The sequence below is a fragment of the Desulfurobacterium thermolithotrophum DSM 11699 genome, from assembly GCF_000191045.1.
In the GTDB taxonomy this organism is placed as follows: Bacteria; Aquificota; Aquificia; order Desulfurobacteriales; family Desulfurobacteriaceae; genus Desulfurobacterium; species Desulfurobacterium thermolithotrophum.
In genome coordinates, this window is record NC_015185.1 from 1425001 (window position 1) to 1438646 (window position 13646).

The 13646-nt window shown below is 38.9% G+C and carries 9 protein-coding genes, 6 tRNA genes and 2 rRNA genes (1 of these 17 running past the window's edge); 8 read left to right on the top strand and 9 right to left on the bottom strand.

All coding sequences use genetic code 11. From position 1 onward, the window contains the following. The 8 genes from DESTER_RS07330 to DESTER_RS07365 form a co-directional block, all read right to left on the bottom strand. Positions 1–548, bottom strand: a 23S ribosomal RNA gene (locus DESTER_RS07330) (it extends 2429 nt beyond the left edge of the window). 126 nt (positions 549–674) lie between these two features. Beyond that, positions 675–2257, bottom strand: a 16S ribosomal RNA gene (locus DESTER_RS07335). Together the 16S and 23S rRNA genes with 1 tRNA gene alongside form the textbook arrangement of a ribosomal RNA operon. Positions 2258–2684: 427 nt before the next feature. Next, a tRNA-Gly gene (locus DESTER_RS07340) sits at positions 2685–2760 on the bottom strand. A 39-nt stretch (positions 2761–2799) separates the two neighbouring features. After that, on the bottom strand, positions 2800–3237 hold the full coding sequence (locus DESTER_RS07345; protein WP_013639012.1) for a hypothetical protein: 438 nt from the start codon (positions 3235–3237) through the stop codon (positions 2800–2802). A 28-nt stretch (positions 3238–3265) separates the two neighbouring features. After that, a complete protein-coding gene (priA, locus tag DESTER_RS07350; RefSeq protein WP_013639013.1) occupies positions 3266–5626 on the bottom strand; it encodes a replication restart helicase PriA in 2361 nt (786 codons plus the stop codon). A gap of 89 nt (positions 5627–5715) precedes the next feature. Beyond that, positions 5716–6780, bottom strand: a complete 1065-nt coding sequence (locus DESTER_RS07355) for a glycosyltransferase (RefSeq protein WP_013639015.1) — start codon at positions 6778–6780, stop codon at positions 5716–5718. Further along, complete coding sequence (locus DESTER_RS07360; RefSeq protein WP_013639016.1) at positions 6755–7516, bottom strand: glycosyltransferase family 2 protein; 762 nt, start codon at positions 7514–7516, stop codon at positions 6755–6757. Before DESTER_RS07360 ends, DESTER_RS07355 begins: the two co-directional genes overlap by 26 nt. Continuing rightward, positions 7513–8571, bottom strand: a complete 1059-nt coding sequence (locus DESTER_RS07365; protein WP_013639017.1) for a polysaccharide deacetylase family protein — start codon at positions 8569–8571, stop codon at positions 7513–7515. The genes DESTER_RS07360 and DESTER_RS07365 overlap by 4 nt, the downstream gene beginning before the upstream one ends. Before the next feature lie 34 nt (positions 8572–8605). On the opposite strand from DESTER_RS07365, the gene ispE reads away from it, so the two are divergent. The 8 genes from ispE to DESTER_RS07405 all read left to right on the top strand — a co-directional run bounded on the left by ispE (position 8606) and on the right by DESTER_RS07405 (position 11957). Further along, a complete protein-coding gene (ispE, locus tag DESTER_RS07370) occupies positions 8606–9448 on the top strand; it encodes a 4-(cytidine 5'-diphospho)-2-C-methyl-D-erythritol kinase (RefSeq protein WP_013639018.1) in 843 nt (280 codons plus the stop codon). 3 nt (positions 9449–9451) lie between these two features. Then, positions 9452–9526 (top strand) — tRNA-Gln (locus DESTER_RS07375). A gap of 12 nt (positions 9527–9538) precedes the next feature. Beyond that, positions 9539–9614: transfer RNA gene (locus tag DESTER_RS07380), tRNA-His, on the top strand. 9 nt (positions 9615–9623) lie between these two features. Beyond that, positions 9624–9709: transfer RNA gene (locus DESTER_RS07385), tRNA-Leu, on the top strand. Between the two features lie 4 nt (positions 9710–9713). Continuing rightward, positions 9714–9789, top strand: a tRNA-Gly gene (locus tag DESTER_RS07390). 5 nt (positions 9790–9794) lie between these two features. Continuing rightward, positions 9795–9870: transfer RNA gene (locus DESTER_RS07395), tRNA-Cys, on the top strand. A gap of 204 nt (positions 9871–10074) precedes the next feature. Then, positions 10075–11301: a cytochrome c3 family protein gene (locus DESTER_RS07400; RefSeq protein ID WP_013639019.1), complete on the top strand. Its 1227-nt coding sequence runs from the start codon at positions 10075–10077 to the stop codon at positions 11299–11301. Positions 11302–11369: 68 nt separating this feature from the next. Beyond that, the gene (locus DESTER_RS07405; protein ID WP_013639020.1) at positions 11370–11957 is read left to right on the top strand and encodes a type II secretion system protein; all 588 of its coding nucleotides are present in this window, start codon (positions 11370–11372) and stop codon (positions 11955–11957) included. A gap of 39 nt (positions 11958–11996) precedes the next feature. On the opposite strand, the gene DESTER_RS07410 is transcribed toward DESTER_RS07405, so the two are convergent. After that, a complete protein-coding gene (locus tag DESTER_RS07410; RefSeq protein WP_013639021.1) occupies positions 11997–13637 on the bottom strand; it encodes a GspE/PulE family protein in 1641 nt (546 codons plus the stop codon). Positions 13638–13646: the final 9 nt, after the last annotated feature.

The following is a 13646-nucleotide window of genomic DNA, read 5'->3' on the forward strand; positions in this document are numbered from 1 at the left end:
CTTTCCCTCACGGTACTATGCGCTATCGGTCGCCAGCGAGTACTTAGCCTTGGAGGGTGGTCCCCCCTGATTCCCGCAGGATTCCTCGTGTCCCGCGGTACTTGGGATCGTACCCCAGGGAGAGTGCCGAGTTTCGCCTACGGGGCTATCACCCTCTACGGCTGGCCTTTCCAGACCATTCGGCTACCCAGCACTTTTGTAACTCCCCGAAGGAGAGGCAGCTCCTTCCAGGTACGTCCCGCTACCCCGTGTGAGCAACGCCTGCCCGCTTTAACACTCACACGGTTTGGGCTGGTCCCCTTTCGCTCGCCGCTACTCAGGGAGTCTCGGTTGATTTCCTTTCCTCCCCCTACTGAGATGTTTCAGTTCGGGGGGTATCGCCTCCCGCAAAATGCGGGATGACAGGCTTTCTGCCTGCCGGGTTTCCCCATTCGGGCATCCCCGGGTCATCAGCTGTTTGCGCCTCGCCGGGGCTTTTCGCAGCTTACCACGCCCTTCCTCGCCTGCTGGCGCCAAGGCATCCACCGTGTGCCCTTAGCACCTCGGCCTATCTATCTACCTCAGTACTGGTTTCCCTATTCTACTGTCAAAGACCACTCTTATCTTTGACAAGAGGATAAGGGACACGCACCTGCTATTCTTTAGGGGTGGGAACCTGCCCACCCCTCTCCATAAAAGGAGGTGATCCAGCCGCAGGTTCTCCTACGGCTACCTTGTTACGACTTCACCCCAATCACCAACCCTACCTTCGGCCCCTGCCTCCCTCATAAGAGGGTTAGCCCGGGGACTTCTGGTAGAGCCAGCTTTCGGGGTGTGACGGGCGGTGAGTACAAGGCCCGGGAACGTATTCACGGCCGTGTAGCTGACCGGCCGTTACTAGCGATTCCAGCTTCATGCAGGCGAGTTGCAGCCTGCAATCCGAACTGGGACCGGGTTTGGTGGGTTTTGCTCCACCTCGCGGCTTCGCTTCCCTCTGTCCCGACCATTGTAGCACGTGTGTAGCCCAGGGCGTAAGGGGCATACTGACCTGACGTCATCCCCTCCTTCCTCCGGCTTATCGCCGGCAGTCTCCCTAGTGTGCCCGGCTTTACCCGCTGGCAACTAGGGACAGGGGTTGCGCTCGTTGCGGGACTTAACCCAACACCTCACGGCACGAGCTGACGACGGCCATGTACCACCTGTGCGGCGCGCTACCCCACAAAGGGTAGCTAGTAGCCTTTCGGCTACGACACACCGCATGTCAAGCCCTGGTAAGGTTCTTCGCGTAGCATTGAATTAAACCACATGCTCCACCGCTTGTGCGGGCCCCCGTCTATTCCTTTGAGTTTCAGCCTTGCGGCCGTACTCCCCAGGCGGGGTGCTTAACGCGTTAGCTTCGGCACTGACACCTATCGGTGCCAACGCCCAGCACCCATCGTTTACAGCGTGGACTACCCGGGTATCTAATCCGGTTTGCTCCCCACGCTTTCGCGCCTCAGCGTCGGTACCGTCCTGGCTGGCCGCCTTCGCCACCGGTGTTCCTCCCGATATCTACGCATTTCACCGCTACACCGGGAATTCCGCCAGCCTCTTCCGGACCCTAGACCAGCAGTATCAGAGGCAATTCCCCGGTTGAGCCGGGGGCTTTCACCTCTGACTTACTGGCCCGCCTACGCGCTCTTTACGCCCAGTAATTTCGCGCAACGCTCGGGACCTACGTATTACCGCGGCTGCTGGCACGTAGTTAGCCGTCCCTTCCTCTCCGGGTACCGTCACGAGTGTGAGCTATTAACCCACACCCGCATCGTCCCCGGCGACAGGAGTTTACACCCCGAAGGGCTTCTTCCTCCACTCGGCGTCGCTGGGTCAGGCTTGCGCCCATTGCCCAAGATTCCCCACTGCTGCCTCCCGTAGGAGTCCGGGCCGTGTCTCAGTCCCGGTGTGGCCGACCACCCTCTCAGGCCGGCTACCCGTCGTAGGCTTGGTGAGCCGTTACCTCACCAACTACCTGATGGGACGCGAGCCCATCCCGAGGCGGCAGCTTGCAAAGCAGAGGCCACCCTTTTCACACAGCCCATGCAGGTCGTGCGCTTATGGGGTATTAGCCCGAGTTTCCCCGGGTTATCCCCCTCCTCGGGGTAGGTTGCTCACGCGTTACTCACCCGTTCGCCGGTCGCCAGCACGGGTTCCAAAAGGAACCCGCCTGCTGCCCCACGACTTGCATGTGTTAGGCACGCCGACAGCGTTCGCGCTGAGCCAGGATCAAACTCTCCAGCAAAAATATCTAAAATCCGATTTCTGGCTCAGTTCGCAAGGCTACGAGAACCTAGCGGAACACCTCAATCAAAAGCCCTCAAGGGCTTATCTATCTCCCGCAGGCGCGTGTCCCTTATTCTCCTGTCAAAGACCGCCTTCCTCAAGGCGCGATGTTTAAATTTATGCCTCTCTCCTCAGCTTGTCAACCCTTTGTAAGGGCTTCTTACTGAGGAACTTGAAGATTTAAAAAGCTCCTAAAGTGCGGAACGCTAATTTAGGAGCTTTTCCTCTATCTGTCAACCCTTTCGGGTGACCTTATTCAACTTTTTTCAAAGCGTATCGTTTGAATTTATATCCTCAAAAGCTTTTGTCAACCCCTTCAGGGTTGGCCAAGAATCTTATTCAACTTTGGGACGCTGTAATATAGACATCTTCAGAATAATGTCAAGTGGAGCGGGCGACGGGACTTGAACCCGCGACCTAAGCCTTGGCAAGGCTTCGCTCTACCAACTGAGCTACGCCCGCGTCCTTATTCACCTGTTAATCAGCAGTGGTCTAATATAGTTATTCAGTAGGAGTTGTCAACTCTCCTTTAGGACCAATCTGAATAATAAGAGTTGTTTCTGAAAAACCTTCTATCACCTGAATCTGAAGAACTCTAGTTTGATTCATATAAGTCAAATTTGCCTCTTTTCCATAAATACTAATAGAAACAGGTTCCCAGCCTCCTTTTGGTAGAGTATTTTTATAAAAATTTACTACTTCTGTAATAGGAGCTCTTCCTCTTAAAACAAGTCTTCCTACTTTTATATCTCCTGATTCATAAATAAAACTTTTTGCTGGATCAGCCTTAAATCCGGGATAAATGGCTACATCATCAAAAGTTTTATTCTTTTCTGTTTGCTGTAGATTCGTTGTAACAGTTTCTTTTTCTGAAATAGAATTAACAGCACATCCCCCTGTTAAGAGAAGGATTAAAGGAAGAAAAAGAAGTTTTTTCATATCCACCTCCTTTTTTCCATTTCTTTAACTAAACTATTCTGACTGGATCAACTTCTATTTTATATCTTATTCCTTTAAAACGATTTAGAAATTCCTTTTTAAGAATTTTGATTCCTGAAAGAAGCTTTCTTTCATCTACAGCACGGAAAAACGAAATAAATCTATACTTTCCTGAGACTTTAGGTAAAGGAGCTGGGGATATATCAGGAATAGAAAAGAATGAAGAAAGAGTTTCTTTTAATTTTCCAAATTCTTTTTCTATTTTCTGAAAACTAGATATTTTTTCTAACTGAAATTCTACAAGCACTCCTTTAGTAAAGGGAGGATAGTTCAAAAGCTTTCGTGCAACTAATTCTTCTTCATAAAAAGAGTTAAACTTATACTCTACAGCCCATTTGATTGCAGGAAGTTCTGGATTAAAGGTTTGAACAATAGCAGCTCCTGGTTTAAATCTTCCTGCTCTTCCTGTGGTATGAACTATTGTTTGAAAAATCCTTTCTGAAGCCATGTAATCTGGAGCTCCACCTAGTAAATCTGCCATTAAAACACCAACAAGTGTAAGCTTAGGGAAATTATGACCCTTACTTGCAATTTGAGTTCCCACTATAACGTCATATTTGCCTTCCTTTATGTCTTTTATAATTCTGGCACCTGTTGAAGGATTTTTGATCGTATCTTGATCTAATCTCACTATTTTAAAGTTTGGATAAAGTATCCTTAATTCTTCCTCTACTCTTTCCGTTCCGTAACCTTTAAACTCTAAACGGGCATTACACTTAGGACATCTATAGATTGGTTTGTATCTCTTTCCACACATATGACAGATAAGTTGCTTTTCCTGCTTATGGTAGGTCAAAGGTACACAACAATCTTCACACTCCACTATAAAACCACAGCTCAAGCAAAAAGAAGTGGAAAAAAAACCTCTTCTATTTATAAAAAGGAAAACCTGTTCACCCTTCTTTACTGTATTTTCCAAAGTTTTTAATAGTTCTTCAGAAAATATTGAAAATCTTTTAGATTTTTGAAGATTTACAACCTTTATATAGGGAAGAGGAACATTAGAAACTCTTTCTTTGAGTTCAAGTTTCCTTATTTCCTTTTTCTTAACCCTATAGTATGTTTCTACAGATGGAGTAGCAGAAACTAAAACTATTGGGAAGTTATCTAATTCAGATCTTTTGATAGCAACTTCTCGCGCATGATAGTAAGGTTTTTGTTGTTCCTTATAAGAAGAATCCTGTTCTTCATCTACAATTATCAGTCCAAGATCTTTTATAGGAAGCATTACTGCTCCTCTTGTTCCTATGAAAACCTTAGTTTCACCTTTAACAGCTTTTAACCATGTAGACACTTTTTCTTTTTGCGAGAGTTTGCCATGGTAAATACCTATATTAGAACCAAAGTAGCTTTCTACTCGTGCTCTAAGCTCTGGTGTTAACAAAAGTTCTGGAACCAAAATTAAAACAGATCTTCCTCTTTTTACAAATTCAAAAGCTGTTTTAAGATAAACTTCCATCTTTCCTGAACCTGTTACGCCATAAAGAAGAAACTTCTTTGTTTTAGCTTCCAGAATTTCTTCAAATGCTCTTTTCTGAGAAGGTGTTAGTTCTATTTCTTTTTTTTCTATTAGTTCTTGAGGTTTATTTGCAATAGTTGTCTTTTCTTCAATAATCTCTACAAGTCCTTTACTAACAAGTTTATTTACAGTTTGCCTTGTAAATCCATATCTTTTAAGATCACTTAGTTTAGCCTTTTTTAAAGTTTCAAGATATTGAAGAAGTTCCTTTTCTTTCTTTCCCCTTACCTTTTCTAAACGTTTTAAAACAACAAACTCTTCCTTAGGAATAAGATCTGTTTTTATAAACTCTTCTCTTACAATAATTCCTTTATAAATTAGATTTTTTATAGCTTGATAAAAGGAAGAAACTTTTACTTTCCTTCTCAAAGAGGAAAGTTTAAGACGACCGGAAGCAGATTTGAGAATCTCTACTATTTTTTCTTCAGATTCAGTTAGGTTAACTGAAATCTCTCTATTAGAAAGTTTTATGTAGAAAGATTCAGAAACAACAAATCCTGAAGGTAAAAATGCAAAAAGAGTTTCCCCTATAGAAGCACAGTAATAATTAGAAATCCATTTAGTAAGTTCAAGAGTTTTTTCTGCAAATAGAGGAAAATTATCTGGAATATCAAAAATCTCCTTTACTTTTTCTGGACTGTAATCAATAGAGTCTTTGATAGAAAGAATTATCCCTGTTTTTAAAAGATCATTCTTTCCAAAAGGAACAATAACTCTCTTTCCTACTTCTGGAAGATAAGAAACAACCTTAGGTACTCGATAATAGAATGTTTGGTCAATAGGAAGATCCAATGCAACTTCTACAAACAATTACTTTTTCTCCGCTTTTATGGTTGAACCAATAGCCATAAAGAAAAGTAAAAGAGCTCCAATAATTGCAAGGACAATCACAATATACTTCATCTTTCCTTCCTCTCAAAAAATTTAACAATATTAGAAAGACTTAAAAGCGAATATTTTTCAACTGCTTCTTCTCGAGCAGCTTTTCCAAGTTTCTTTATGCCTTTTCTTAAAATAGCTTCTATACCTCTTGATATAGATTCTTCATCTACTTTGGCTATCTCTCCAAAGTTTTCCTTTACTATTTCAGGAAGAACTCCAACTGCCGTAGCAACAACAGGTTTTTCACACGCCATAAATTCAAGAAGAGTTCTTGCAATCATTTCAGAGCCTTTCGAAGGAACAATTCCTATATCAATTGCAGACATTAAGTCAACAATATCCTTTCTCCTTTCGGTAATAAAAAATATATCTTTGTTAACTCCCAAAGTTTGTGCAAGAGTCTTTAAATCTGAAAGTTTAACGTTCTTTTCCTCACCAACTATCAAACCTTTAACTTTTAAATCCTTCTTTTTAAGAATAGAAAGAGCTTTTATAAAAAGTTCATGTCCTTTTACAGGATCAAGTCTACCAACAACTCCAATAAGAATTGAATCATTTACATCAAGTTCTTTTCTAATTCTTTCTCTTCCTTTCTCGGAAAACTTGAATTCTTGCGTATCAACAGCCCCGTGCGCAAAAATCTTTGGTAAGTCTATAACGACTTCGTTCAAAAGCTTTCTTGAAGAAAGTATTACACCATCAACAAACTTTCTATGAAGGTATCTATTTAGGAAGGAGTTTCTTATTCCTTTAGCTTCTCCATGAATTCTGTAGAGTTTAAAGTTAAATGTCTTTTTAAGAAGCGATGAAAAGAGCAGTTCATCCCCTCTTATTGTAACAACAATATCAGGCTTAAACCTTTCAATTACCTTCCTTAGAGATAAAAATGGTTGAATAGACAATCCCTTTCTTGGATCTTCTATATAGAAATACTTTAAATTTGCTTTTTTAACTCTTTCTTCTGCAGGAGCTCCTTTTAAAACTGCACAGGCAACACAACCATCTGAAACAACGGCCATTTTAATTCCCAGATCTGTTAAGGCACTATCCCACCTTTCATCTAGAATGAAAAGTTTTTTCATTTTTCTCCTTTTCCCATAATTTAAGATACTTAAGGAATGTATAGTAAGAAGACATAACACTTAAAACAAAACCCTCAAAACCATCAAGAAATCCTTTTTTAAAAATGTAACGTCTTAGAAAAGCTCCCAGAGGGGATAAAAACAACTTCATGTAAGAAAACTTTTTTCCTCTTCTATAAACACCTTCAGCGTATAAGCTCGTATAAAGATCAATTTTTTTTAAGTGATGGGAAATCGAGGGATAAGAATAATGCAAAAGATTTCCCTTTAGATATCCAAGCTTTCCATCAACTTTTAGAGACTCGTGAACTAAATCTCCTATCCATTTACATTTTTCGCGTTTTGCAAGCCGCAGATGCCAATCGGGATACCAAGCATACTTTATCCATCTACCAAGATAATTTGTTAAAACGTTAACATAGTAACCATCAAAACTTCCTTCCTTTTTTACTCTTTCAATTTCTGCTTTTAGCTCATTACCAACAACTTCATCATCATCAATAAAGAGAACCCACTCTTTTTTGCAAAGAGAAAGCAGATAATTTTTCTGACTAACAAAGTTATCAAACTTCCTAAAAAACACTTTTGCACCAAAAGATTTTGCTATCTCTATCGTTCTGTCCTTAGAGCCGGAATCAAGAATAACTATCTCATCAGCTATGCTTTTAACACTCTCTAAAACTTCTTTTAAGTACCTTTCCGAATTAAAAGTTAAAATACCTACAGATAAACTCAAAGTACTTTCTCCTTTTTAACTTTTTTATAAATTGCATATCCTAAATCAGTAGAAAAGGTTAGAATTCTACCTAAAACTGTAAAAATATCTTTACCGAGAGAAACTCTTGGTAACTCAGCTAGGTCGGAATCTTCCTCTACAAAACCTTTTTTTATAGTAAAAACATAAGTATAAACTTGCGAAGCTATATCCTTACTAAGTTCTGAATAGTGACCAAACGGCCAAGAAAAGTTATCAACGGTTATCCCGAGCCTTTTCTCTATTTTCTTCTTAGAATCTATTAGTTCTGTTTTTATTCTTTTTTTTGCTTCTTCTTCTGTTTCATAACTTCCAAATGTCTTAAAATTCTTTTCTATTTCTAATCTTAGACTCTTTTTCCAGTTTCCTTTTTTAGGAAAATCGCGACAAAACTTTAAAAGCTCTTTAGAAGGATAAAACTTTCTTATATCTAACTCGCTTCTTGTTGGAAACTTAGGAAGGCCATTAAAAGGCTCCTTTGAATATAAAAGCATAGACCAATCAAAGTTCGAACCATCAAAAAAATCAATAATTTCCTCTTTATATGGAAATGAAAAATGATTAGCACTATGAGCACCATAAGAAAAAACATCCTTCATAAGCTCAAGCTCTTTCCAAGACAAAAATTCTTCAGAATAACCCTTTTTTATAAACTCCTCATGTCCATAATACATAGAAGTTGGTTTATAGAGCTCTTCAAAAGATACCTTTCCATTCCAGTAATCAAAGAGGTTTTTTTCCACCTTCTCAGAATCTAAAATTCTGTTTGCTGTTATAAATAGATGAGCAGGAATTCCCATTTTTTTCAAAATTGGATAAGCATAAACAAAATTATCTTTATAACCGTCATCAAAAGTAATAGCTGCAAGAGGTTTATTGGATTTCACATCTTTATCAAGAAGCTCATGAAGAGAAACAATTTTGAAACGAAGAGAAATAAGCTTTAAAGCCTTAATAAATCCTGAAAGAGAAATGTCATCTCTTTTTTTATTAGAATTTGGATAGACCCTATGTAGAAAAAAAACGACTCTCTTCATCAGAAACTCCTCATGCTGTTATAATTTATTCATCATGAAGCTGATACTTCCATCACCTGCAAAAATTAATTTATCCCTGTGGGTAAAAGGGAAAAGAGTTGATGGTTATCATGAGATTATAACCGTTATGCACACTATTAATCTCATGGATATCATTTCCCTTTTACCATCAAATAGATTAGAACTTTCAATAAAAGGGAATTCTAGTTTACCCCTTGATAAAAGCAATTTAATAATTAAAGCTTGTAAACTCTTCCAAGAAGCAACAGGTATAAAACCTAAAGTAAAAATAAAACTTGAAAAGAAAATTCCTGTTGGAGCAGGCCTTGGTGGAGGGAGCTCTAACGCAGCAACAACATTAAAAGGTCTAAATTTGATGTACGATAAACCTTTATCTGATGAAAAACTACAAGAAATAGCAGCTGAGTTAGGCAGTGACGTTCCATTTTTCCTAAAAGGAGGACTTGCAATAGCTTATGGTAGAGGAGAAAAACTAAAGCACTATACAAAAAGCGACTTTAAGATTCTTCTTATATATCCAGGTTTTTCCTGTCTAACAAAAGAAGTTTACGAAAATTTACCATCTATCATTAGGACAGAAATCACGGTAGAAGCAGCAGAACGTTTAATAGTCTCTCCACTTATAAACGGTAAATTTGAAGAAGTAGAAAACAATATGGAAAATGATTTAGAACTTTCAAATAGTCCATGTGTAAAAAGAGTCCTAAAAATAAAGGAACAACTTGTAAAATTTGGATTAAAACCATTAATGAGTGGCAGTGGCTCCTCTATATTTTCGATAATTAAAGACGAAAATTTCGATGTTACCCCCTTGAAAAAAGAAGGATATTGGTTTAAATTTCTCTCTGCAATATAAAGCTGGGGCGTAGCCAAGCGGTAAGGCAGCGGACTTTGGATCCGCCATTCGCAGGTTCGAATCCTGCCGCCCCAGCCATTTACTTTTATGGTGGGAGTAGCTCAGTTGGTGGAGCGCCGGGTTGTGGCCCCGGCGGTCGCGGGTTCAAGTCCCGTCTCCCACCCCATAACTTAGCGCGGGAGTGGCGGAACTGGCAGACGCGCTGGACTTAGGATCCAGTGCCCTCGTGGCGTGAGGGTTCGACTCCCTCCTCCCGCACCACGATGCGGGCGTAGCTCAGTTGGTAGAGCGAAACCTTGCCAAGGTTTAGGTCGCGGGTTCAAGTCCCGTCGCCCGCTCCATAAATGGCGGCGTAGCCAAGTGGCTAAGGCAGGGGACTGCAAATCCCTTATTCGGCGGTTCGAATCCGCCCGCCGCCTCCAAATTTAATCTTTATATCCTCTTTTTTAAATCCCCCTTTATCAACTCTCTCTTTAAAAAAAATCTTTACATTCAATACTCTCTTTTTACTCAAATTCTAATTTCTAGATTAGAATTATTTTATCTTTGCAATATACGAACAAGTTTACTACAATTTAAGAGAAACACCATGATGAAAGGTAATTAGCGAAATTTGGAGGCGTGGGGTGAGAAAGCTAATTTTTATACTAACAGGAGTTATACTAACTTATAGTTGTGGTGGACTGGGAGATGCAAATGTTAACTATAAAGACTTAGGAGTTAATGTAGCTGTAAGAAGTTCTCCTTATTTAACAGCAGAAAATCATCCTGATGGATGGGGAAAGTCTGATTGTCTTGGATGTCATCAAAATTTCAAACACACAATGGCAACGGCAGACCTTTCAGTTGAACAATATCAAAATATGATAGAAAAAGCTGTTAATTCTGTAGGAACTTCCAAAGCTATTAATGTCTGCTCTGCCTGTCATGGGCTTAATGGAGTTTCTCTAAATGAAGGAGCTCAGAGACAATGCCTTGTTTGTCATGATAACTTTGAAAGAATTCACTTTTATAAAGGAACAGGAAGTAGAACTCAATCTCTTCACGACTTTAACGGTAACGGCAAAATTGATGATTTTGATTGCGTTGTTTGTCACTGGCAGCCAGACATGGATGGAATTGTAGAACCCGATACAGATTTTGGAATGATAGAAGGGAAATTACACCATAAAACTTCCGATTTTTGTTTAACTTGTCATTCAAATAATTGGGAAAATATCTCTCAAGAAGCACTTGCAGATATAAATGGCGATGGAAAAGCAGAAGAAAAAATTTCACCTTCCAAAGTGCCTATTGAAGTAGCAAGTGCTTATACAACAAATGATTGGCACGGAGACAATAGCTATGGAGACAATGCAACTTTTAAGAATGTCCAACTTTCAAACCAAATTCTTTTCCATACAGGTCATGAAGCTCTTGCCTGTACACAATGCCATAATCCTCACGCCTCCAATAATGATAAATTAATAATAGAAAAGGTTGGAGAGACTCTAATTTTAGAAAAGGCTATTATTCAATCTGACAATACAAAAGAAGTTAAATACGCAGTCGTTGACCCTCAGACAACCTTATACTTTGCTGACCTTAAATTCAGTGGAAATATAACAGCAGAAAATAAAACCTACGATTTATTAGATAATTCTGACCTTCAAAGTTACATAAATCTTCCTGTTAAAAATCTTGATTCTGTAGATGAAACAACAAACAGAAAATATATGAGCTCTCTTTGTGCTGCTTGTCATGATGGCTCAATATCTTATAGTCCAATTAATGGATTAGGATTACCTATCAATATTGAAGGGCATTATTCAGGTAAGTGCTCTGACTGTCATACACATGGAGGTACATTCTAAGGCTTGTTAAAATTTTTAAAATGTGGTAATTTACAAAATACCTTAAATACTTTAAAGGAGGGGTAATTATGAAAGAGCGTAAAGGTTTTACCTTAGTGGAATTAGCCATTGTTCTTGTAATTATAGGTCTTCTCTTAGGTGCCGTTTTAAAAGGACAGGAGCTAATACAAAATGCAAAATACAAAAAACTTATAAATGATCTTCAAGGACTTTCAGCCGCTGTGTATACCTACTATGATAGGTATAAAGCTCTTCCCGGTGATGATCCTAAAGCAGGAGATAAATGGGGTAGCACCTATTCAAATATCATAAATGGAGATGGTAATGGACTTATAAGTGGAAGTCCTACATCCACTACTAATACAGATGAATCTGTTCAAATATGGAGACATTTAAGAGCTGCAGGTATAATTTCTGGAAATCCAAATGAATCTACAGTAACAAGACCTTCTAACCCGTATGGGGGCAGATATGGTTTTTCTAGTAGAAGTTTTGGAAGCGGAACATATAACTATATTTTTATAGATAACCTACCTGCTGAAGTAGCTAAAAGACTTGATGAAGAGTTCGATGATGGAGTGTACAATACAGGATCTATTCAAGCTAATGGAGATTATACATCTGGCTACTCAAGAGATGTATATTATAGACTTTAATTTTTAAAGTAAGGGGGAATACTAGAAAATTCCCCCTTATTATCCCAATACTCTCTTTAATTCTTCAATTGTTGTTTTTCCATCTAATACTTTCTGCTTTCCATCCTCAAACATAGTCTTAAATCCTTTATTCAAAGCAATACGCATAATCTCAACAGGAGAAGCTTGCTTGATTATCAAGTCTTCCAGCTCTTTATCTATTAAAAGTATCTCTGCTATTACTGTTCTTCCTAAGTAACCTCTAAACTTACACTTTTCACAACCTTTTCCTTTATAAAGGATTAATTCCTTGTCTTTAGGAACTTTTAAATATTCCTTTTCTTCAGGAGAAGCTTTGTAAGAATACTTGCAGTAAGGACAAATAACACGAACTAATCTTTGAGCAGAAACTGCTATTAAAGAACTTCCTATTAAGAAAGGTTTTACACCTAATTCTGATAGTCTTATTATGGAAGATACTGCATCGTTTGTGTGAAGTGTTGTTAAAACCAAGTGACCTGTTTGGGCTGCTTGAGTGGCTATTTTTGCAGTTTCTTCATCTCTAATTTCTCCAACCAGAATTACATCTGGATCCTGTCTTAAAATACTTCTAAGAGCTTTTGCAAAAGTTAAACCCGCTCTTGGATTTACCTGAACCTGTCTTATTAGTTCCCATTTATACTCTACTGGATCCTCAACGGTTATTATTGTTTTCTGAACGGAAAAACTTTTATTAAGTAAAGCATAAAGAGTAGTAGTTTTACCTGAACCTGTAGGGCCTGTAACAAGGATTATTCCATAAGGTTTTTGTATAGCTTTTTGTAGTAAATTGTAGTTGTGAGGAGTAAAGTCAAGCTCTTCAAGCTTTGGAAGAGCTTCATTGAGACCAAGGAGTCTCATTACAACAGCTTCACCGTATATAGATGGTAAAGTTGAAACCCTCAGGTCTATTTCTCTATCCCCTACTTTGAAAGTCGTCCTGCCATCCTGAGGAAGCCTTGTTTCTGATATGTTCAAATGAGAAATAAGCTTAATTCGAGTAACAATTGATGAATGAATTTGTTTTGGAAGAATAAACCCAAGAGTCATTACTCCATCTATTCTATATCTAACTCTTGTTACAGCTTCTGCAGGTTCAATGTGAATGTCGGAAGCTTTGTCCTTGACTCCTTTTAAAATGATGTAATCTACTATTTGAATAATTCTTGTATCTAACTCTCCCGGAGAAACTTTTTCTTCAAGAATTTCCTCTAAAAGTTCTTCAATGCTTTTTACTTCTCCGTAGTACTTAGAAAACGTTTCTTCAAATTCTTTTTCTTTAATAGCAACAGGTTTTACTCTTGTTCCTACAAATCTTGATATAACATCTATAGCTTCAAGATCAAAAGGATTAACCATGCCAATAACTAAAGCTCCATCTTCCTTTGCAATAGGAATAATCTTGTATTTTTCCGCTAATTTTTTAGGAATTAACTTAATTACTTCAGGGTCAATTAGATAAGAAGAAAGTTCTACTCTTTCAATTCCTTTTTGTTCCGAAAGAGCATTCATAAGCTGTTCTTCCGTTATAAATCCAAGCCTTAAAAGAACTTCTCCTAAGAGCTCTCCAGTTCTTTTCTGCTCCTTTAATGCTATTTCCAACTGTTCAGGGGTTATTAGTCTTAGTCTTATCAATTTGTCTCCAAGTCTTTCTTTAGCCATACTACCTTC

Excerpts from the sequence above, each read along its gene's own strand:
- DESTER_RS07355 (WP_013639015.1), bottom strand. The coding sequence starts at position 6,780 with ATGAAAAAACTTTTCATTCTAGATGAAAGGTGGGATAGTGCCTTAACA.
- DESTER_RS07405 (WP_013639020.1), top strand. The coding sequence starts at position 11,370 with ATGAAAGAGCGTAAAGGTTTTACCTTAGTGGAATTAGCCATTGTTCTT.
- DESTER_RS07410 (WP_013639021.1), bottom strand. The coding sequence starts at position 13,637 with ATGGCTAAAGAAAGACTTGGAGACAAATTGATAAGACTAAGACTAATA.
- ispE (WP_013639018.1), top strand. The coding sequence starts at position 8,606 with ATGAAGCTGATACTTCCATCACCTGCAAAAATTAATTTATCCCTGTGG.
- DESTER_RS07365 (WP_013639017.1), bottom strand. The coding sequence starts at position 8,571 with ATGAAGAGAGTCGTTTTTTTTCTACATAGGGTCTATCCAAATTCTAAT.
- DESTER_RS07345 (WP_013639012.1), bottom strand. The coding sequence starts at position 3,237 with ATGAAAAAACTTCTTTTTCTTCCTTTAATCCTTCTCTTAACAGGGGGA.